At 70.4% G+C, this 18520-nt stretch carries 19 protein-coding genes; 12 read left to right on the plus strand and 7 right to left on the minus strand.

The annotated features are described in order from the left end of the window. Position 1 precedes the first annotated feature (1 nt). On the minus strand, positions 2–379 hold the full coding sequence (locus NBT67_RS04300; protein ID WP_251343574.1) for a DUF7522 family protein: 378 nt from the start codon (positions 377–379) through the stop codon (positions 2–4). 87 nt (positions 380–466) lie between these two features. Here NBT67_RS04300 and NBT67_RS04305 point away from each other — a divergent pair, with 87 nt between their 5' ends. Both NBT67_RS04305 and NBT67_RS04310 read left to right on the plus strand, forming a co-directional pair. Further along, the gene (locus NBT67_RS04305; protein ID WP_251343575.1) at positions 467–1927 is read left to right on the plus strand and encodes a DHH family phosphoesterase; all 1461 of its coding nucleotides are present in this window, start codon (positions 467–469) and stop codon (positions 1925–1927) included. 56 nt (positions 1928–1983) lie between these two features. Then, positions 1984–2784: a CBS domain-containing protein gene (locus NBT67_RS04310; RefSeq protein ID WP_251343576.1), complete on the plus strand. Its 801-nt coding sequence runs from the start codon at positions 1984–1986 to the stop codon at positions 2782–2784. On the opposite strand, the gene NBT67_RS04315 is transcribed toward NBT67_RS04310, so the two are convergent. Further along, positions 2781–3965, minus strand: a complete 1185-nt coding sequence (locus NBT67_RS04315) for a DUF7544 domain-containing protein (RefSeq protein WP_251343577.1) — start codon at positions 3963–3965, stop codon at positions 2781–2783. The two genes, NBT67_RS04310 and NBT67_RS04315, sit on opposite strands and share 4 nt — an antisense overlap. 111 nt (positions 3966–4076) lie before the next feature. Here NBT67_RS04315 and NBT67_RS04320 point away from each other — a divergent pair, with 111 nt between their 5' ends. Then, complete coding sequence (locus NBT67_RS04320; protein ID WP_251343578.1) at positions 4077–5180, plus strand: M24 family metallopeptidase; 1104 nt, start codon at positions 4077–4079, stop codon at positions 5178–5180. On the opposite strand, the gene NBT67_RS04325 is transcribed toward NBT67_RS04320, so the two are convergent. Next, positions 5181–6248: a phosphotransacetylase family protein gene (locus tag NBT67_RS04325; protein WP_251343579.1), complete on the minus strand. Its 1068-nt coding sequence runs from the start codon at positions 6246–6248 to the stop codon at positions 5181–5183. Then, positions 6245–8335 carry an acetate--CoA ligase family protein gene (locus tag NBT67_RS04330; protein ID WP_251343580.1) on the minus strand — a complete coding sequence of 697 codons (2091 nt, stop codon included), beginning with the start codon at positions 8333–8335 and terminating at the stop codon, positions 6245–6247. Before NBT67_RS04330 ends, NBT67_RS04325 begins: the two co-directional genes overlap by 4 nt. 120 nt (positions 8336–8455) lie before the next feature. On the opposite strand from NBT67_RS04330, the gene NBT67_RS04335 reads away from it, so the two are divergent. Beyond that, on the plus strand, positions 8456–9268 hold the full coding sequence (locus tag NBT67_RS04335) for a ZIP family metal transporter (protein ID WP_251343581.1): 813 nt from the start codon (positions 8456–8458) through the stop codon (positions 9266–9268). On the opposite strand, the gene NBT67_RS04340 is transcribed toward NBT67_RS04335, so the two are convergent. Further along, entirely contained in the window at positions 9265–9549 is a 285-nt protein-coding gene (locus tag NBT67_RS04340; RefSeq protein ID WP_251343582.1) for a DUF7545 family protein, read from the minus strand. The two genes, NBT67_RS04335 and NBT67_RS04340, sit on opposite strands and share 4 nt — an antisense overlap. A 99-nt stretch (positions 9550–9648) precedes the next feature. Here NBT67_RS04340 and NBT67_RS04345 point away from each other — a divergent pair, with 99 nt between their 5' ends. Continuing rightward, entirely contained in the window at positions 9649–9903 is a 255-nt protein-coding gene (locus NBT67_RS04345; RefSeq protein WP_251343583.1) for a hypothetical protein, read from the plus strand. A 45-nt stretch (positions 9904–9948) separates the two neighbouring features. Here the strand turns inward: NBT67_RS04345 and NBT67_RS04350 are convergent, their stop codons facing one another. Further along, complete coding sequence (locus tag NBT67_RS04350; RefSeq protein WP_251343584.1) at positions 9949–11025, minus strand: NAD(P)/FAD-dependent oxidoreductase; 1077 nt, start codon at positions 11023–11025, stop codon at positions 9949–9951. A gap of 104 nt (positions 11026–11129) precedes the next feature. Here NBT67_RS04350 and NBT67_RS04355 point away from each other — a divergent pair, with 104 nt between their 5' ends. The 7 genes from NBT67_RS04355 (at position 11130) to NBT67_RS04385 (ending at position 16951) form a co-directional block, all read left to right on the plus strand. Beyond that, on the plus strand, positions 11130–11414 hold the full coding sequence (locus NBT67_RS04355) for a DUF357 domain-containing protein (RefSeq protein WP_251343585.1): 285 nt from the start codon (positions 11130–11132) through the stop codon (positions 11412–11414). Between the two features lie 95 nt (positions 11415–11509). Beyond that, positions 11510–12616, plus strand: a complete 1107-nt coding sequence (locus NBT67_RS04360) for an L-dopachrome tautomerase-related protein (RefSeq protein WP_251343586.1) — start codon at positions 11510–11512, stop codon at positions 12614–12616. Between the two features lie 72 nt (positions 12617–12688). After that, complete coding sequence (locus NBT67_RS04365; protein WP_251343587.1) at positions 12689–13183, plus strand: hypothetical protein; 495 nt, start codon at positions 12689–12691, stop codon at positions 13181–13183. A 121-nt stretch (positions 13184–13304) separates the two neighbouring features. Then, positions 13305–13964: a hypothetical protein gene (locus tag NBT67_RS04370; RefSeq protein WP_251343588.1), complete on the plus strand. Its 660-nt coding sequence runs from the start codon at positions 13305–13307 to the stop codon at positions 13962–13964. A 31-nt stretch (positions 13965–13995) separates the two neighbouring features. Then, positions 13996–14253: a hypothetical protein gene (locus NBT67_RS04375; RefSeq protein WP_251343589.1), complete on the plus strand. Its 258-nt coding sequence runs from the start codon at positions 13996–13998 to the stop codon at positions 14251–14253. Positions 14254–14341: 88 nt separating this feature from the next. Continuing rightward, on the plus strand, positions 14342–15238 hold the full coding sequence (locus NBT67_RS04380) for a hypothetical protein (RefSeq protein ID WP_251343590.1): 897 nt from the start codon (positions 14342–14344) through the stop codon (positions 15236–15238). A 3-nt stretch (positions 15239–15241) separates the two neighbouring features. Then, entirely contained in the window at positions 15242–16951 is a 1710-nt protein-coding gene (locus tag NBT67_RS04385; RefSeq protein WP_251343591.1) for a GMC family oxidoreductase N-terminal domain-containing protein, read from the plus strand. Positions 16952–17027: 76 nt separating this feature from the next. Here the strand turns inward: NBT67_RS04385 and cysS are convergent, their stop codons facing one another. Next, positions 17028–18509, minus strand: a complete 1482-nt coding sequence (gene cysS / locus NBT67_RS04390) for a cysteine--tRNA ligase (protein WP_251343592.1) — start codon at positions 18507–18509, stop codon at positions 17028–17030. Positions 18510–18520: the final 11 nt, after the last annotated feature.

The following is an 18520-nucleotide window of genomic DNA, read 5'->3' on the forward strand; positions in this document are numbered from 1 at the left end:
GTCAGCCGAGCGTCGATCCGACCGCTCGCGTCACTTCCTTCGACCGGTCGACCGTGATGCCGTCGGTGGTGATGAACACGCCGTGGTCGCCCTTCACGACGCGCGTCACGAACCCGTTCTCGAAGACCCGGAGCGTGTACTGGTACTCGCCGAGTTCGCTCCCCTCGTAGGCCGTCTGGGCGCGAAAGCCCACCGCCTCGTGTTCCACCCAGCGCGAGAGGTCAGCGTCCGCCTCCAGATCAGAGCGAAGGTACACCTGTTCGTACTCGTCCGGGGTGAAGTAGACGATGCTCCGGAGACTGTCGCCGACCGCGGTTCGACAGGCGCTCACCAGTTGCTCCTCGAGCGACGGATCGACGAGGTCGCGGTGCTCGCTCATGTTGCATGGTGTCACGTCACACGTATGGTTAATTCCATCGGCGACGCGGGACGGTAGGGTTTTGGGCGCCCGCCGTAACCCACGAACATGGTCAGGCGGCTGGTGCTCGGGTGCGGTCACGCCGGGGAGACGGTCGTCGGCGTGGTCTCGACGTGGGGCGGCGAACTCCGGGTCGTCGTTCCCGAGGACGCCCCGACGGACGCGATCGAGGCGAACGCGGAGGTGGTCACGGGCGACCCCGCCGATCCGGAGACGTACCCGGAGTCGGCCGACGTGGTGCTCGTCCTCGGCGACGACCCCGAGCGCAACGTCGCCGCGGCCGAGCGGGCCCGAGAGGCGTTCCCCGACGCCCTGCTCGTGGCGTCGACGGGGGACGACGGCGACCCGCGAGCGCTCGACGCCGTCGCGGACCGGGTGATCGACACCCGCGGCGTCGTCACCGACCGCCTCCTCGACTCGGTGACGGGCGACGACGCCGAGCGGGTGTGGCGACTGTTGAGCGTCCTGCGTGGGATCGACGGCCGACTGGCGGTCGTGATGCACGACAACCCCGACCCCGACGCCATCGCGTCGGCGCTCGCGCTGGCCGAAATCGCCCGCTCGGTGGGCGTCGACGCCGACCCGTGTTACTACGGCGACATCTCCCACCAGGAGAACCGCGCGCTGGTGAACCTGCTGGAGCTCGACCTCCGCAACCTCGCGGCGACGGAGGACCTCGAGGAGTACGGCGGCGTGGCGCTGGTCGATCACTCCCGCCCCGGCGTGAACGACGGCCTCGACCCCGACACCCCCGTGGACGTGGTCGTGGATCACCACCCGCCGCGGGCGCCGGTCGAGGCACGCTACGTGGACCTGCGGAGCGACGTCGGGGCGACGAGTACGCTCCTCGCGGAGTATCTGAACCGCCTCGGCCTCGATCCGGGCCGCGAGGTGGCGACCGCGCTCCTGTACGGCATCCGCATCGACACCCGGGAGTTCACCCGCGAGGCCGTCGAGGCGGACTTCGAGGCCGCCGCCTACCTCCACGACCACGTCGACGAGTCCGTCCTGGACCGGGTGGAGTCCCCGAGCATGAGCCCCGAGGTGCTGTCGACGCTGGCGGCGGCGATCCGGAACCGGGACGTGCGGGGCGACGTGCTCACCACCGGCGTCGGTCGCATCCGCGACCGGGACGCCCTGGCACAGGCCGCCGACAAACTGCTCGACATGGAGGGGGTCTGCATCACCGTCGTCTACGGGTTCATGGACGAGACGGTGTACGTCTCCGGACGCGCCCGGGGAACGGAGGTCGACCTCGGGGAGGTGTTGCGCGACGCCCTCGGCGCCATCGGCAGCGCCGGCGGCCACGCCGACATGGCGGGCGCCCAGATTCCGCTCGGCATCCTCGGCTCCGTCGACGAGGAGTCGACCGACTCGCTGCAGCGGGTGGTCGACGAGGTGATCGCCGAACGAGTGTTCGAGGTGCTGGAGAACCCCCCGAGCGCCCCGCGCCGCGACCCGACCGCCGCCGACATCGCCTTCGAGTTCCCCCTGGCCGACGAGGGCTGACTGCCGTCGGGCCGCGACGACCACCCTTTTGAGAGTCGGCCGCGTACGACGGGCCGATGGCCGACAACGCGACCGTCGAGGAGTACATGACCCGTGACGTGGCGACCGTCTCGCCCGACGATTCGGTCGCCGAGGTGTCGCGGCGGATCGTCGAGAGCGACGGCCACACCGGCTTCCCGGTGACCGACGGCCGGCAGGTCGAGGGGTTCATCAGCGCCCGTGACCTACTGCTCGCCGACGACGACGCGCTGGTGTTCACCGTGATGTCCGACGACCTCGTGGTCGCACATCCGGAGATGAAGGTCAACGACGCCGCGCGGGTGATCCTCCGCTCGGGCATCCAGAAACTGCCAGTCGTCGACGACGCGGGCAACCTCGTCGGCATCATCTCGAACACGGACGTCATCCGGAGTCAGATCGAGCGGGCGACGCCCAAGAAGGTCGACAAACTCCTGCACACGCTGGAGGAGATTCACGACATCGACGCCGCGGAGGAGCGGCGACGGGTCGAACTGGCCGACCTCACGCCGACGCAGGCGCGGGTCTACGCCGACGAGTTACAGGGCCGGAGCTACGAACTCGAACACGGGCTGGCCGAACCGCTGGTCGTCATCGACAACGACGGCACGCTCCTCCTCGCCGACGGCCACCACCGCGTCATGGCGGCGAACCGCCTCGACATCGAAGAGATGGACGCCTACGTCATCGTCATCGACGCCGGGGCCGAACTCGAACTCGGGATGCAACGCACCGCCGAGAAGGAGGGCCTGGAGACCATCGACGACATCTCGGTCGTCGACTACGCGCGCCACCCGCTGATCGAGACGACCGAGCGCCTCCAGGAGGAGGACCGCTAGGCGCCGACCCCGCGATCGGTCGTCCCCTCGTCGACGGCGTCCCCGCCGTCGTCGTCGGTTCCTTCGTCGTCGGTTCCGTCGTCGTCACCGCCGTCGTCACCGTCGGTTCTGCCGTCGTCACCGTCGCTCCCGTCTTCGTCACCGTCGTCACCGTCGCTCCCGTCGTCGTCACCGTCGTCCTCTCCATCGCTCCCGTCCTCGTCCGGGCGGTCCACACCCACCAGGTCGAGTTCGGGAACCAACATGCCGAGCACCGAGAGCGAGTAGTACCGGACGAAGGTGAGGACGGGCACCTGCACGAGGAGGCTCACGACGATCAGCGCGAGGACGAACAGGATCACCAGCGGGACGACGACGACCCACACGACGTGGCCAGCGCCCCCGGCCGACAGCGCGAGGAGCAGGGCACCGCCCACGAGGGCGAACGGGATCGCCACGACAACGGCGGCGAGGAGGACGACGATGGAGACGGCGATGCTCACCGCGATGCCGAGGACGAACTTCGCGACGACGTAGAGGGCGACCTGCTTCCACTCGGCACGGATCGTCGGCCAGATGCGTCGCCAGGCGTCGACGACGCCCCGGTCCTCGACAAGCATCGTCGGCACCACGAAGTCGGTCGTCAGGCCCAGGAACACGCTCGTGGCGATGCCGACGACGACGAACAGGACGAGCAGCGGCACGAACAGGACGAGGAGTATCGGCGAGAGGCCGATCCCGCCGAGGAGGACGAGCAGGAAGGGGACGGCGAGCAGCAACAGCGTGACGAGGCCGACGGCGAGTCGGAAGGCGAACAGGCGCAGGCCGGGGCGGAACTCCTCGCTGAAGGGGCCGCGGATCGACACCTCGCGGTCGCGGAGGCCGCGAACGAGCACGAACTCCATCACGGCGCCGACGAGGCTCCACAGGAGGAAGAGCGCGACGACGAGGAGGACCAGTCCGGCGACGATGGCCACCGCCGACCCGACGTCGGGCATCGACGGCGGGGACACGTCCGACGGCATCTCGGACCCGGAGGGAACGCTCGTGTTGCCGCCGCCGGACGGGACGCCGCCGCCCACGCCGACGAAGAGGGCGATCAGCGCGAGGCGGAGCCAGCGCCCCCGATCCAGGGGGAGGAGGAGGTCTTCGGTCGCGTCACGGGCGTCCGAGAGGGCCGCGAGGGCGTACCAGGAGGGCATACCGGATACCCCGCAGTCAGGTGACAAAAATGCAGGGGGTCGTCTTCCGGCTCGGAGAACCGCCGACGCGCGGGCGACGCGACTTTATCCGAGGCCGCGGAACGGAGGGGCATGACGACGCCGTTCGAACGCCGGACTCGCCGCGCCCAGTCGCGACTGCGTGCCCTCGGCGCCGACGCCCTCGCCCTCTCGCCCGGGCGGGATCTGTACTACCTGAGCGGGGTGGACGCCGAGCGAAGCGACCGGCTCACGCTGCTCGTGGTGCCCGCGGACGGCGACCCCACGTTCGTGGTCCCCGGCCTCGAAGCCGGCCCCGTCCGGGCGGCCACGTGGGTCGACGACGTGCGCACCTGGGCCGACGAGACGGGACCCGACCCCGTCCTCGACCCGCTCCTCGATACCCTCTCGCCGTCTCGCGTCCTCCTCGCCGATCGGATGTGGGCGGCCGTCGCTCACTCCCTCCGGGAGCGGTTGCCCGAGGCCTCCTTCGGCCTCGCGAGCGAGGTGCTGGCTCCCCTCCGCCGGCGGAAGGACGACGCGGAACTCGACGCCCTCCGGGCGGCCGCCGGGGCGGCCGACGCGACGATGGAGGACGTGCGTGCCCTCGGCGTCGACGCCGTTGGGCGGACGGAGGCCGACCTCGCGGCGTTCGTCGAGGACCGACTGGCGGCACACGGCGGCACGGGCGTCGCCTTCGACACCATCGTCGCCGCGGGGCCGAACGGCGCCGACCCCCATCACGCGAGCGGCGACCGGGAGATTCGACCGGGCGACCCCGTCGTCCTCGACTTCGGGACGCGGGTGGACGGCTACGTCAGCGACCAGACCCGGACCGTCGTCTTCGACGGCGACCCGCCCGCGGCGTTCGAGGACGTCCACCGGGTCGTCCGCGAGGCCCAGGCGGCGGGGGTCGACGCCGTCGAACCCGGCGCGTCCACGGGCGCGGTGGACCGGGCCGCCCGGTCGGTCGTCGAGGCCGCGGGCTACGGCGACCGGTTCGTCCACCGGACGGGCCACGGCGTCGGCCTCGACGTCCACGAGTCGCCCGACGTCGTCGCCGGCGGCGACGTGGAACTCGAACCGGGGATGGTCTTCAGCGTCGAACCCGGCGTCTACCTCCCCGACCGCTTCGGCGTGCGGATCGAGGACCTCGTGGTCGTCACCGAGTCGGGGGCCGAGCGGCTCAACCGGACGGATCGGGGCTGGCGGCCCTGATCACCCTTCGCCGACCCCGAGTAGCGCGTCCACGTCGGCGTGATCGGTCAGCAGGTCGCCCATCACCTCGACCGTGCGCTCGTCGCGCGTGCGGCCGCTCCGGACCACCTCCTCGGCGCGTTCGAGCGTCGTGAGCGTGTCGGCCGAGCAAAGCAGGATGGGGACGCCCTTCTCGGCGGCGGTGCCGAGGACCGCCGCAGGCGGCCGTCGACCGCCCGTGAGCACCAGACACTTCACCCCGGGCGCTTCGAGCGCGGCTGTGTGGATGTCCGACCGGTCACCCCCCGTGACGACCGCGGCGTCTTTCGTCCGGCGGAAGAAGCGAAGCGCCTCCTCGCCGCTCATCGCGCCGACGAGGAACCGCTCGACGACGCCGTCGGTCGGGACGTCGGTCAGGAGTTCGGCGCCGAGTTCGCCCGCCAGGTCGGCGACGCTGACCCCCGCGAGTTCCGACTCGCGGGGCAGGACGCCCAGGACGGGAATCCCCTTCCCCTCGAGGAACGGCGCGACGAGGCTCTCCACCTCGTCGTAGGCGGCGTCGGCCACGCGGTTGAAGAGGACGCCCGCCAGCCGGTCGCCCAGCCGTCGGGCCGCAGCGAGCGTCTCGTCGACGTCCGTCGGCGTCCCGTACTCCGCGACCAGGACCACCTCGGCGTCGAGCAGTTCCGCCACGTCGGCGTCGGTCAGGTCGACGACGCCCCCGGTGGTCACGCGGCCGCCCCCCTCGACGATCACCAGGTCCCGCCCCTCGGCGACGGCGTCGAAGCCCTCGCGGACGCGCTCGCGGAGTTCGTCGGGGCGCTCCCGGCCCTCCAGCGCCGACCGGACGAACGTCGGCGAGTAGACGATGGGCTCCATCTCGTGCATCTCGTCGTCGGTGTCGAGGAGTTCGCGCGCCAGCATGGGGTCGCGGTCCAGCGTCTTGCCCACCTGGCTCTGGAGGCGCGTCCCCTTCGGTTTCATGTAGCCGACGCTCCGGCCCCGGGCCTGTGCGTGGCGGCCGAGCGCGACGGCGATGGCCGTCTTGCCTGTGCTCTCTCCGGTCGCGGTGACGAGTAGGGTGTTCATAGGTTGTCTGGATCGACGGTGAGTCTGAGGTCGACGGCCCGCACGCCGTCCGGGCGGGCGACGAGCGGGTTCACGTCGAGTTCGAGGATGGCGGGGAAGTCGGTGACGAGCTGTGAGAGGCGGCCGAGCGTCTCGGCGACGGCCGCCCTGTCGACGGGCTCGCGGCCCCGGGCGCCGGACAGGAGCGGCGAGGCCTTGATCCCGTCGAGCATCGACAGCGCCTCGGACTCGGCGAGGGGGGCGAGCCGAACCGCGGTGTCCTCCATCACCTCGACGAAGACGCCCCCGAGGCCGAAGAGGACCAGCGGCCCGAACTGCGGGTCGCGGTTCGTGCCCGCGATGGTCTCGACGCCCGACTCCATCTCGACCCGCTCTTGGACCTGCACGCCGAGTATCGTCGCGTCCGGCTGGTAGTTGCGCGCCCGGGCGACCAGGTCCTCGAAGGCGTCGTACACCTCCTCCTGTGGCACGCCGACCTTCACGCCGCCGATGTCGGACTTGTGGAGGATGTCGGGGCTGACGATCTTCATGACCACGTCGCCGTCGATCCCTTCGGCCACCTCGAGGGCGTCGACCGGCGACTCGACCACCTCGCCCGCTGGCGTCGGGATCCCGTAGGCGTCGAGCAGGGGCATGGCCTCGACGCCGAGGCGGGTCCGACCCCGCTCGCGGGCCCGCTCCAGCACCGCCCGGGCGGCCTCCCGGTCCACGTCGTAGGTGGTCGGTGACGGGCGCTCCCGCTCCCGGATCTCGCGGTACCGGGCGAGCGTGCCGAGGCTGCCGACCGCCCGCGCGGGGTCGAAGTAGTTGGGGATGCCCGCCGCGTCGAGGGCGTCGTCAGCCGCCCGGGCCCGTTCGCCGCCCATCAGACACGTCGTCACGGGGAGGCCGTGACGCGCCTGGAGGTCGGCCACGTCGACCGCCAAGTCGGCGAAATCGAGCGTCGCGGTCGGGGCCGCGATGACGACGGCCGACCCCACGGCGTCGTCCGCGAGGACGGCGTCGACGGCCGCGCGCATGCGCTCGTTGTCCGCGTCGCCGATGACGTCGACGGGGTTGTAGACGTTCGCCCCTTCGGGCAGGCGGTCACGGAGTCGGTCCAGCGTGTCGGGGCCGAACTCCGCGAGCGACAGGGGCTCCTCGCCGACGGCGTCGGTGGCCATCACGCCCGGCCCGCCCGCGTTGGTGACGACGGCCACCCCGTCGCTCTCGGGGACGGGCTGCCCGGCGAGGACGCGCGCGGCGTCGAAGAGGTCCTGGACGGTGTCGGCGCGGATCACCCCCGCCTCCCGGAGGCCCGCCTCGTAGGCGCGGTCACGGCCGGCCATCGCGCCCGTGTGCGACGAGGCGGCCTGTGCCCCCGCCTCGGTCCGCCCCGACTTGACGACGACGACGGGCGTCTCGGGGGTCACCTCCCGGGCGACGTCGACGAACCGGCGGCCGTCCTCGACGCTCTCGAGGTAGCCGACGACGACGTCCGTTCCCTCGTCGTCGCCCCACGCCGCCACGAAGTCGGACTCGTCGAGGACCGCCTTGTTGCCGAGCGACACCACGTCCTTGAAGCCGACGCCGTGGTCGGCCGCCCAGTCGAGGACGGCGGTGACGAACGCGCCCGACTGGCTCAGAAAGGAGACGGATCCGGCGGGCGCCGACCGCGGGGCGAAGGTCGCGTTCAGCCCCACCGGGGTGCTGACGATTCCGAGGCAGTTCGGGCCGACGACGTTCAGGTCGTACTCCTCGGCGAGGGCGACCAGGTCGCGTTCGCGGGCGGCGCCCTCGCCGCCCGCCTCGCCGAACCCGGCGGAGACGACCACCACGTTCCGGATGCCCGCCTCGCCGGCCTCGCGAACCACGTCGAGGACCGCCGCCGCGGGCACCGCCACCACCGCCAGGTCGGCGCCCGACTCGCCCACGCCGTCGACCGCCGGCAGTCCACACACCTCGTCGTAGTTCGGGTTGACGGGAACGACGTCGCCGTCGAAGTCGGCGAGGTTCTCGACGAGCGCTCGACCGACCGACCCCGGGCGCTCCGTCGCCCCGACGACGGCGACACGCTCCGGCGCGAACAGCGGGGATAGCTCTCCCATCGATGCCGAATTCCGTCGGAGTCCGCATAAAGTCGTGGGCTCGCTCCCGGCGTTTTAGGCCGGCCAAATGTATCGGGAATATGATAATATTTAACCGAGTCGCCCGCCGAGGATCGACGGATGGCTCTGCTCGGGAACCTGACGTTCGTCTTCGTCGCCGGACTGGTGACGGCGTTCGCGACCGGTCTCGGGGCGATTCCATTCTTCCTCGTCGACGACGTGAGCGACCGCTGGAACGTGGCGCTGTGGGGACTCGCCTCCGGGATCATGGTCTCGGCGTCGGTGTTCGGGCTGGTGTTCGAGGGGCTGTCGGCCGCCGACTCGCCGCTCGAGATCGTGCCCGGATTGATCGCGGGCGTCGTTCTCGTCGTCGTCGCCCACGAGGTGATCGAGGGCTACGAGGTGCATCCGAAGAAATACGAGGAGGCCGACTTCCGGAAACTGCTGCTCATCCTCGGCGTGCTGACCGTCCACAGTTTCCCCGAGGGGGTCGCCGTCGGCGTCTCCTTCGCGGATCTGGGGCTCCGGTCGGCGGCCGGCGAGACGGTCGGCCTGTTCGGCTTCGCCGTCCCCCTGCTCGCGGTGTTCATGACCGTCGCCATCTCGATACACAACGTTCCCGAGGGGATCGCCATCTCGATTCCCCTACGGACGCTCGGCGTCTCGAAGTGGAAGATGGTCTGGTGGGCCGTCTTCTCCAGCCTCCCCCAGCCAATCGGCGCGGTCGTCGCCTTCCTGTTCGTTCGGATCGCCCGGGAGTTCCTGCCGATCGGCTTCGGCTTCGCCGCCGGGGCGATGATCTACCTCGTCGTCACCGAGTTCATCCCCGAGGCGCTCGACATCGGGTCGGGGCTGCCGGGCGGCGGTCGCCGCGAACTCGCCGCCGGCGTCGCCGTCGGCGTCCTCGCCATGACGCCGCTCCTCGTCGTCTAGTGGCTGTGACCGGTCGCCTCCTCGAAGGTCATGCCGAAGCGCTCCTCGAACAGGCGCTCGGCCCTCTCGTTGATCGCCTCGAGGTCCGCGGGCACGTCGCCCTCGGCGTGGTGAACCATGGCGTGCGAGCGCTGGACGAACGAGAGGAGCCCGATTTCGGCGACGACCGTCGTCGGATCTTCGCCCTGTTCGGACAGCACGTCGACCAGCCCCTCGGGGAGTTCCAGTTCGTCCGTGTCGCCGTCCGGGCCTTCGATGGTGTACGTCTCGGTCTCGACCATGCCGCTACTGCGGGCGCACGGTATAAGGGCGTGGTGGGACGCGGGCACTCCCCCCGGCCAGTCGATACGTTGTTTGTGCTGGGCGGTTGGGATACCACCATGGCGCCCTCCGACGGACTCGACGAAACGGAAGTTCGGGCTATCGTCCGCGACGAACTTCTCGGGGCGGGTCGGACGCTACTGGGACTCGTCCTGTGGACGGTCCTGGCCGTATTCGCCGGCCTCGTCGGCCTGCAACTGTTCCAACTCGCGCTGTACACGACGTCGACCCTCGCTCTCGTGGGGTTCGCCCTCGGGGGAACGGTCGTCACCGGGGCGAGCCTCTACCTCCTCTATCTCCTCCACTGGGCGTAGATACGCCGACGGCGGTCGGTCCGACCGGGCGGTCGACGGCGCCGCTCAGTCGTCACCGGCCGCCGCGGGTTCCTCCTCGGCCTCCGCGGCCGCGCGCTCCCGCTCCAGGTCCTCGAGGTAGGCGTCCGCGTCGATGGCGGCCTTACAGCCCATGCCGCCCGCGGTGATGGCCTGCTGGTAGTGGTAGTCGACGACGTCGCCGGCACCGAACAGGCCGGGGACGCCCGTCGCCGTCTGCCCGCCGCCGTCGCCGCCGGCGGTCTCCAGATACCCCTCGTCGTCCATCTCCACGTCGAGCCCCTCCAGATACCCCGTGTTCGGCGTGTGGCCGATGGCGTAGAAGACGGCGCCGGCGTCGAAGTCGAACTCCTCGGTCTCCGGGTCGTCGAGCCTGTCCGTCGGGTGGCCCGCCGGGTTCGAGACCATGGTCACGTGGTCGACGCCCTCGGACTGGCTCCCGTGGAGTTCCGTCACCTCCGTGTTCAGCTTCAGTTCGATCTCGCCCTCGTCGACCTTCTCCATCACGCGGTCGATCCAGTAGTCCTCGGCGCGGAACTCGTCGCGCCGGTGGACGAGATACACCGTGGAGGCGAACTTCGTGAGGAAGACGGCCTCCTCGCAGGCGGCGTCGCCGCCGCCGATCACGACGATCTTCTCGTCGCGGAAGAAGGCGCCGTCGCAGGTGGCACAGGTCGAGAGGCCGTACCCCATGAGTTCGTCCTCACCGGGGATGCCGAGGGTGCGGGCGCTGGCGCCCGAGGCGGCGATGAACGCGTCGGCCGTGTACTCGTCGCCGCCGGCCATGGTGACGTGGAAGGTGTGGCCCGGCCCCGCGTCGTCGAGGACGTCGACGGACTCGACGACGCCGTTTTTCACCTCGGCGCCGAACTTGCGGGCCTGCTCTTTCATGTTGCTGACCAGTTCCGGCCCGCTGATCCCCTCGGGGAACCCGGGATAGTTGTCCACGTCGGTCGTCAGCGTCAACTGCCCGCCGGGTTCGTCGCCCTCGAACACCAGCGGTTCGTTGTTCGACCGGCCGGCGTAGATGGCGGCCGTGAGCCCCGCGATCCCGCTCCCCGCGACGATGAGGCGCCGGTGGTCGGCGCCGTCGCTCTCGCTCATACACGCCGTAGGGTGGTGGGACCCATTTAGCTTGCGCTGTCGGGCGTGCGCGCGACCGAGCGTCGTCACCCACCTTCTTGTCTCGTCCCCGCCCACGGTCGCCCATGCCCGCCGACCTCCAGGAGAAGACCGACCGCTACGAGCGGATGCTGGCCGACGCCCTCGACGAGGCGGAGACGCGCCCACCGGCCGACACCCCCCTCGGCACCGCCGCCGCGGAGTGTCGCGAGATGGCGGAGTCCTACCTCGACGACGGCCGTCACTTCCGCGAGTCGGGCGACCCCGTGAACGCCCTTGCCGCCTTCTCCTACGGCTACGGATGGCTGGACGCCGGCGTCCGACTGGGCCTTTTCGCCGTGCCCGAGGGGACGGATCTGTTCACCGTGTAGACGGCGAGGGACTATGAGGGCCGGGCGCCAACGGGCCGACACCCCCCGCCGGCGTGCGTTCGCTGCCACACCGACGCCGAGCGGGCACCCCAGCCATGTCCGAGACGCCACCTTCCCCGACGGACGGCGGTATCGAAGTCGAGACGGAACCCTACGCCCGGTTCGACACCCGGGCGGGCAACCCCGCGATGACCCCCGACGGCCGGTTGCTCGTGAGCAACCACCCGTTTCCCTACGAACAGGAACCGGAGTACCGCGTCGTCGAGTACGTCGACGACGGGGAGGTCCGGCCGTTCCCGAACGAGGCGTGGAGCACGCCCCCCGGCGACGACGGCGTCGGCATCCACGAGTTGATCGGCCTCCGCGCCGACCCGGACGGGATGGTCCGCATCCTCGACATCGGCGACGTGGCGAACGGTCACCTCCCGAAACTCGTCTCGTGGGACACGACGACCGACCGCCTCGCACGCGTCGACCACGTCCCCGCTCACGCGGCGACCGACCGCTCGTTCATGCAGGATTTCGCGTACGACGCGGTTCGAAACGCCGTCTACATCGCCGACCTGGGATCGAGCGACGAACCGGGCGATCCGGGGAACCCGGCCCTCGTCGCGCTGGACCTGGACACCGGCCGGACCCGGCGAGTGATCGAGGACCACCCGAGCGTCCTGCCCGAGGAGGGCGTCACACCGATCGTCGAGGGCGAACCGGTCGTGCAGGAGAACGCCGACGGCGAGTTCGAACCGATCAGCGCCGGGCTGGACGGCATCACGATCGATCCCGCCTTCGAGTGGGTCTACTACTGTGGCATCACGACCGAGAGCGTGTATCGGATCCGCGCTGCGGACCTGCTGGACGAGTCGCTCACCGACGACGAACTCGACGAACGCATCGAACGCTACGGCGACAAGGAGGTCTGTGACGGCATCACGGTCGACACCGCGGGCAACGTCTACATCACGGACATGACGAACAACGCCATCGGCGTGACGCGTCCCTCCGGCGACTACGAGGTCGTCGCCCGTGACGACGAGCGGTTCCTCTGGCCCGACGGCTTCTGCTGTGGCCCGGACGGACACGTCTACTTCACCGTGACCCAGCTCCACCGGGCGCCGCCGTTCAACCGGGGCGAGGAGGAGTCCTACACCCCCTTTACCGTGTTCCGGTTCGAGAGCCTGGCGCCGGTGACGGTGGGTCGATAGGCGTCGGACGGCCTGGAGCGCCGAGTTGAAGTTCGTGCCGTGCGAACCGACGGACGACCTAGTGTGGTTCCCGTGACCGGATCCGACCGTCCGACCACGCGTCCCGCACTCGCCCTGGCAGCGTCGGTCTTCGCCGCGACCGGTAGTGCGAGCCTGTCGAGCGCTCTCCTCCCCGCGTTGCGCGACTCCCTCGGCGTCGGAGCGGCGTCCGCGGCGGTTCTCGTCGGGGCCGTCTCCCCGTTTCTCCACTCGCTCCTTCCGCTGGCCGTCGTGTACGCCGCCGGCAAACGGATCGGCGGCTTCCCCGTCTCCGCGTGGACCGTCGCGGGCGTGTCGCTGACTGCCGCCGTTCTCGGGCGGTACGTCGGGACCGGCGTCGGCTACGCGTTGGGCGGGCGGCCGCTACCGACCCCACTCGTGCTCGTCAGTCCCGCGGACGTGGCCGCTCGGGAGTTCGGCGTCGTCCTGTGGATCGGGGTCGTGGTGGGAGTCCTCGGTTCCGGTCTGTGGGGGGTCGTGGGCGCCTTCGGGGGGATCGGTCTCGTGAACCGAACCCACTCGGCGTGATCGCCGTCCCAACGGCGACTCCGAGGGGAGCGACGAACTAAGACGATGGCGACCCTATCGGGCGGTAGACGCGGCCGAGGCCGTCCGTCGACGGCGGCCACCGCGCCACCGCCGAAGACCCATGACTCCCACCACCGCGCTCGTGTTCCTGCGATCGCTGCTTCGATCGATCGGCCACCTCCTCGGGGGCCGCATCCGCTTTCCGCGATCCCGGCTCGGGGACGTCCTCGAACTCCCGGACGGAAGCCGCTTCGTCTGCTATCGCGAGACGGCGCTGCATCCGGCAGCCGACGGGGACCGGACCGACGGCGTCGTCCTCGTCTTTCGCCTGCGCGGTGTCGACGGACCCTCGGGCGAGACGCTCAGGGGCGTACTGTTCGATCCGGTCGCGAACGTCGCCACCCCGTTTTTCGCCGGGATGCCCGGCTTCCGACGAAAGCTCTGGCTGGCCGGCACGCGGGGCGGCGAGTTCCTCGAACTGTACGAGTGGGCGACGGTCGACGACGCGAACCGGTTCGTCGGCGTGCTGCGGTCGCTCCTGGCGCCGTTCGACTCCCTCGGGGCGGCCAGCTTCGAAGTCGTCGACGACGACACCGTCGACGAGTACGTCTCGGGCCGGCGCCTGTCGTGGGAGGAGCGAGGCGACCCCCGGCCGAGCCGAGAGCGGTGGGCTCGACCCGCCGCACTCGGAGCGGTTGCGGTGCTGTCGCTGGTCGTCGGGTACCTCCTGTGGCGTGTGCGGTCGCGAGCCGACCGATCGCGTCCCCCTCCCGAGGGGTAGGCTTAGCACGACTGCGAACGTCGACCCGAGTATGTCCGTTCGAAACTGGCTCCGGCGCGTCGACTGGCTGTGGATGACCATCGGCGGGTTCTACCTCGTCGCGTACCTGTTCTGGTACGTGCCCGCACTCGAGGCGCTCCCCGAGAGCGTTCGCGACCCGCCGTCACCCTACCCGTGGCACTGGACGCTCGATTTCGCCGCCACCGGGGTCGCCGGCGGCGCGTTGCTGTTTCTCGGCTTCGACCGAGCGACCGAGTTGACGACCCCGCGGAACGACGACGACCGTTGACCGCCCCCGACGACGGGTGCCGTCGCACGTGCGGGGGCCGCCCGCGCCGACGACGAAGTATTATTACCTCGCTGACGAATAGAGGGGCATGTACGACGAACGGGTGCGTCGGATCCGCCGGTGGATCGACGCCGTCTTGCGGGGGTCCGCGTCGGCACTCGAACTCCTCGCCGACCTCGTCTCTGGCTCCGAGGACGTCGAGTTACACACGGTCGTGACGTTTCGGGCGGTCGTCGACGCGGTGGTGCCGGAGACGCCGGAACTCGACCCCGAACTCGGCCCCGACCACGTCCCCGGGGGGTTGGGAGTCGACCTCGAGGAGTTCGTCGTCACGTACGTCGACGACGGGTTTCAACTCGGCCTGCCGTACCTCGGGCCGCGGGGCAACGTGCCGCTCGCCGATCCGATAGCGCAACTCCTCGACGTCGCGGCGCTCGCCCTCCTCGACCGGGGCGGAAACACGGGGGAACTGGACGACGACCGCCCCGTCTCGTTGCTGGATCCCGGCGAGGCGTCCCCCCGGGAGGTTCGGGCGGCGGCCGGCGCGTTCTCGAAGCTGTCGCGGCGGGACCGGCTCCGTGCGGTCGGGCTCCTCGACGAACTCGAACTCGAAATTTCGCAGTTCGACGGCGAACTGTTCGAGTTCGACGGCGGGCTCGTCGGCCAGCTCGTCGTCGGGTTCACCGAGATGATCTACTACAGCGAGTGGCAGGGGTACGACGAGTTCACCCAGCCGCCGAGCGAGCGCGTCCATCCGAACGATCCCGCGGCGGTTCAGAGCTGGCGACAGACCGGATATCCGGGGTTCAGCCCCGGATACGCGGCGCTTCGGGGCTATCTCGGAAGCGACGACGGCCCGCTCGGCGACGGCGACGCCTGGACGACCGTAGACGAGGAGTCGTCGGTTCGAATCCTCCGCGAGCCCGGGTCCTTTCGCGAGAACGACTACGACACGAGCGACTACGCGGAGCCCTTCCCGGAGTGACCGATGGTCGGGAACGACTACGACGTCGTCGTCGTCGGCGCGGGCGGTGACGGCCCCGTCGCGGCGTGGAAACTGGCCGAGGCTGGGTTGTCCGTCCTCGTCCTCGAGGCCGGACCCTTCTACGGGAACGAGCAGTGGCCGGCGCCCAGCGAGAGGCCGGGCGGGGAGGCGTCGTCCAGCGTCGCGGACCTGAGCGGCGAGTTGCTCGACGAGCAGTTCACGACCCGGGAGTTCGAGATGGTGAACAAGCTGCTCTTCGGGCCGGCCGACCACGAGCGGGGCTTCTGGTTCCGGAAGTTCCCCGGCGACGGCGCGATCCTCCAGTGTGCGGGCGTCGGGGGGACGACGCTCCACTACACCGGCTGTCATCCCCGCGCCTACCCCGCGTCGATGGACGAACAGGGACACTGGCCGATAGCGTACGCGGAGTTGCTGCCGTACTATCGGGAGATCGAGGAGATGTGCGAGGTGACGCCCGCCCCCGTCACCGCGAAGGAGGAACTGTTCTTCCGCGGCGCGGCGGCGGCCGGGTGGCCGCTCCTCCACGACCTGAACGTCACGACGTCCGGATACCGACCCCAACCCAACGCGATCAGACGGCCCGATCCGAAACTCCACGTCGACGCGGGGTACGACGGCCCCGTCACCTACCCCGAGGTCCGGGGAGATACGCTCTCCCTCGGGAACATCGCGGGCAACCCACACCCCCGTGGCGCCCCGTACGAGGAGAAGGCCAAGCGGTCGAGCAACGTCAGTTTCGTGCCGGCGGCACTCGAGACGGGGAACGTGACGATCCGTCCGAACGCGTTCGTCACGGACGTCCGGACGGAGACGGCGCTCGGCGACGCGCCCACCGCAACCGGCGTCGACTTTCGGGACACGTGGTCGGGCCGAACCGAACGCGTCGACGCCGAGGTGGTGGTGCTCGCGGCGGGTGCCATCGAGACGCCACGCCTCTGGAAGAACGCCGATCTCCCGGACAACGAGTGGGTGGGTCGGGGATTGACCATCCACTTCGGGGACAACGTGATGGGCCTGTGGAGGGAGGCGGACCTCGACGAACGACTCGGGAAGGGAACGATCGACCAGCACGAGGGGCAGGACATCGCCGCCCGGTTCGACTATCCCGGTCTGGGGATGTTACAGACGGTCGGCACGACGCCCGGAGTCGGCGCGATCTTGGGTTTCGGAGCCAGCGCGTCCGGGTTCACGTTCCAGAACGACCCCGCGGACGCGCCCTGGGACACGATGGGTCGGCTCGCCGGCCCGGAGCTCAAACGGCTTCTCGCGGACTACCGCCGGATGCTCCAGATGCTGGTCGTGAGCGACGACCGCCCGCACCGGCGAAACGGCGTCACGGTGACGCCGGGACTGGCGGACGAACACGGCCCGATCCCCGTCGTGAACTACGAGCCGAGCGAGGGGGACCGGAAGCGCCGTGACGAACTCGCGACCATCGCGGCCGAGATCCTCAGGGAGGCCGGTGCCGCACACGTCCATCGGTCGGACTCGCCGCCGACCGCCCTGCACGTCCACAGCACGATGCGGATGGGCTACGTGCTGGACGAGGCGTGTGAAGCCTACGACGTCGACCGGCTGTTCGTTGCGGACCACTCCGCCCTCTCGAACGGCGTGGGTGGCGCGAACCCCACGAACACGGGACAGGCCCTCGCGGCCCGGACGGCCGAGCGGATCCTCGACCGCCATTTCTGACGGCGGTGCGCGGGCGGCACGCCCCGGTCGGGCGGCTCGCGGCGCCGCCCGTCGCCGAAGCGGCGGGCGTCCCGACTCAGTACCGGTACGTGACCCCGTCGTCGCCGTCCTCGACGGTGATCCCGAGCGCTTCCAGGTCGTCGCGGAGCGCGTCCGCGCGCTCGTAATTCCCGGCCTCGCGCTCCGCCTCGCGCACGTCGAGGACGAGTTCGATCAGGTCGTCGGCCAGTCGCACGTCGCCGTCCGCCCCGTCGCCGAAGTCGAGGCCGAGGACGTCCCCGCCGAGTTCCTCGAACGCCTCGACCGCCTCCCGGAGGCCGACGTAGTCGTACTCGTCGCTCCCGTCGACGTGGCGGTTGACCGCCGAGGCGAGTTCCAGGAGGGCGCTCGTCGCCTCCCGAACGCCGAAGTCGTCGTTCATCGCCGCCGCGAACTCCTCGCGGGCCGTCGCGACGGCCGAGCGCAGGGTTCCGTCCTCGAGTTTCGTCCGCGCGTCCACGCTGTCGCAGGCGTCGACCGCCGTCTCGTGGGCGCGCTCCAGGCGCTCCCAGCGCTCCTCGGCCTCGGCCATCGCCGCCTCGCTGAAGGTCTGTTTCGACCCGTAGTTGGTCGAGAGATAGAAGGTGCGGACGACGTTCGGGCCGAACTCCGCCAGCGCGTCGGCCACGTAGAAGTAGTTGCCGAGGCTGGAACTCATCTTCTCGCCTTTCGTCTCCAGGAGGCCGGTGTGGAGCCAGTAGCGGGTGAACTGCTGGCCCGTCGCCGCCTCGCTCTGGGCGATCTCGTTCTCGTGGTGGGGGAAGACCAGGTCGTGCCCCCCGACGTGGATGTCGATCGTCTCGTCGAGGTGGGCCATGCTCATCGCCGAGCACTCGACGTGCCAGCCCGGTCGGCCCTCGCCCCACGGCGAGTCCCACGTCTCGCCGCTCGGGGGGTCCGCGCCGAGCGGTCGGTCGTCCGCCCGGTGTTCGGCCACGTCGCTCGGCGAGACGCCGTCGGCCTTCCAGAGCGCGAAGTCGGCGGGGTGGCGCTTCTCGGATCGCTCGTCCGGATCGCCCTGGGCCTCCATCTCCTCGGGGCGCTGGTTGGAGAGTTTGCCGTACTCCTCGAAGGCCGTCACGTCGAAGTAGACCGACCCGTTCGTCTCGTAGGCGTAGCCGCGGTCGATCAGGCGCTCCACGAGGTCGACGATCTCGGGGACGTGCTCCGAGACCCGCGGGTAGACCGTCGCCCGCTTCAGGTTCAGCCCGCGCATGTCCGCGAGGATCGAGGAGATGAACCCCTCCGCGACGTCGAGTTCCGACTCCCCGAGGTCGTCCTCGCCCACGCGGGCGACGATCTTCTCGTTCACGTCGGTGAAGTTCTCCACGTGACGCACCTCGTACCCCAGGTGAGAGAGCCACCGGTGCATCACGTCGGCGTGGGTCCACACCCGGGCGTGGCCGAGGTGGGCGTCGTCCGAGACCGTCAGCCCACAGACGTACAACAGGACTTCCTCGCCCGCTGGCTCGAACTCCTCGCGGTCGCCGGTCAGCGTGTTGGTCACGGACAGCGTCATCGGGGGTGGCT

The sequence above is a fragment of the Haloplanus sp. GDY1 genome, assembly GCF_023703775.1.
Taxonomy (GTDB): Archaea; Halobacteriota; Halobacteria; order Halobacteriales; family Haloferacaceae; genus Haloplanus; species Haloplanus halophilus.

What these genes read in the sequence shown, in the direction of transcription:
- NBT67_RS04300 (WP_251343574.1), bottom strand. Translation starts at nt 379, where the DNA reads ATGAGCGAGCACCGCGACCTCGTCGATCCGTCGCTCGAGGAGCAACTG.
- NBT67_RS04305 (WP_251343575.1), top strand. Translation starts at nt 467, where the DNA reads ATGGTCAGGCGGCTGGTGCTCGGGTGCGGTCACGCCGGGGAGACGGTC.
- NBT67_RS04310 (WP_251343576.1), top strand. Translation starts at nt 1,984, where the DNA reads ATGGCCGACAACGCGACCGTCGAGGAGTACATGACCCGTGACGTGGCG.
- NBT67_RS04315 (WP_251343577.1), bottom strand. Translation starts at nt 3,965, where the DNA reads ATGCCCTCCTGGTACGCCCTCGCGGCCCTCTCGGACGCCCGTGACGCG.
- NBT67_RS04320 (WP_251343578.1), top strand. Translation starts at nt 4,077, where the DNA reads ATGACGACGCCGTTCGAACGCCGGACTCGCCGCGCCCAGTCGCGACTG.
- NBT67_RS04325 (WP_251343579.1), bottom strand. Translation starts at nt 6,248, where the DNA reads ATGAACACCCTACTCGTCACCGCGACCGGAGAGAGCACAGGCAAGACG.
- NBT67_RS04330 (WP_251343580.1), bottom strand. Translation starts at nt 8,335, where the DNA reads ATGGGAGAGCTATCCCCGCTGTTCGCGCCGGAGCGTGTCGCCGTCGTC.
- NBT67_RS04335 (WP_251343581.1), top strand. Translation starts at nt 8,456, where the DNA reads ATGGCTCTGCTCGGGAACCTGACGTTCGTCTTCGTCGCCGGACTGGTG.
- NBT67_RS04340 (WP_251343582.1), bottom strand. Translation starts at nt 9,549, where the DNA reads ATGGTCGAGACCGAGACGTACACCATCGAAGGCCCGGACGGCGACACG.
- NBT67_RS04345 (WP_251343583.1), top strand. Translation starts at nt 9,649, where the DNA reads ATGGCGCCCTCCGACGGACTCGACGAAACGGAAGTTCGGGCTATCGTC.
- NBT67_RS04350 (WP_251343584.1), bottom strand. Translation starts at nt 11,025, where the DNA reads ATGAGCGAGAGCGACGGCGCCGACCACCGGCGCCTCATCGTCGCGGGG.
- NBT67_RS04355 (WP_251343585.1), top strand. Translation starts at nt 11,130, where the DNA reads ATGCCCGCCGACCTCCAGGAGAAGACCGACCGCTACGAGCGGATGCTG.
- NBT67_RS04360 (WP_251343586.1), top strand. Translation starts at nt 11,510, where the DNA reads ATGTCCGAGACGCCACCTTCCCCGACGGACGGCGGTATCGAAGTCGAG.
- NBT67_RS04370 (WP_251343588.1), top strand. Translation starts at nt 13,305, where the DNA reads ATGACTCCCACCACCGCGCTCGTGTTCCTGCGATCGCTGCTTCGATCG.
- NBT67_RS04375 (WP_251343589.1), top strand. Translation starts at nt 13,996, where the DNA reads ATGTCCGTTCGAAACTGGCTCCGGCGCGTCGACTGGCTGTGGATGACC.
- NBT67_RS04380 (WP_251343590.1), top strand. Translation starts at nt 14,342, where the DNA reads ATGTACGACGAACGGGTGCGTCGGATCCGCCGGTGGATCGACGCCGTC.
- NBT67_RS04385 (WP_251343591.1), top strand. Translation starts at nt 15,242, where the DNA reads ATGGTCGGGAACGACTACGACGTCGTCGTCGTCGGCGCGGGCGGTGAC.
- cysS (WP_251343592.1), bottom strand. Translation starts at nt 18,509, where the DNA reads ATGACGCTGTCCGTGACCAACACGCTGACCGGCGACCGCGAGGAGTTC.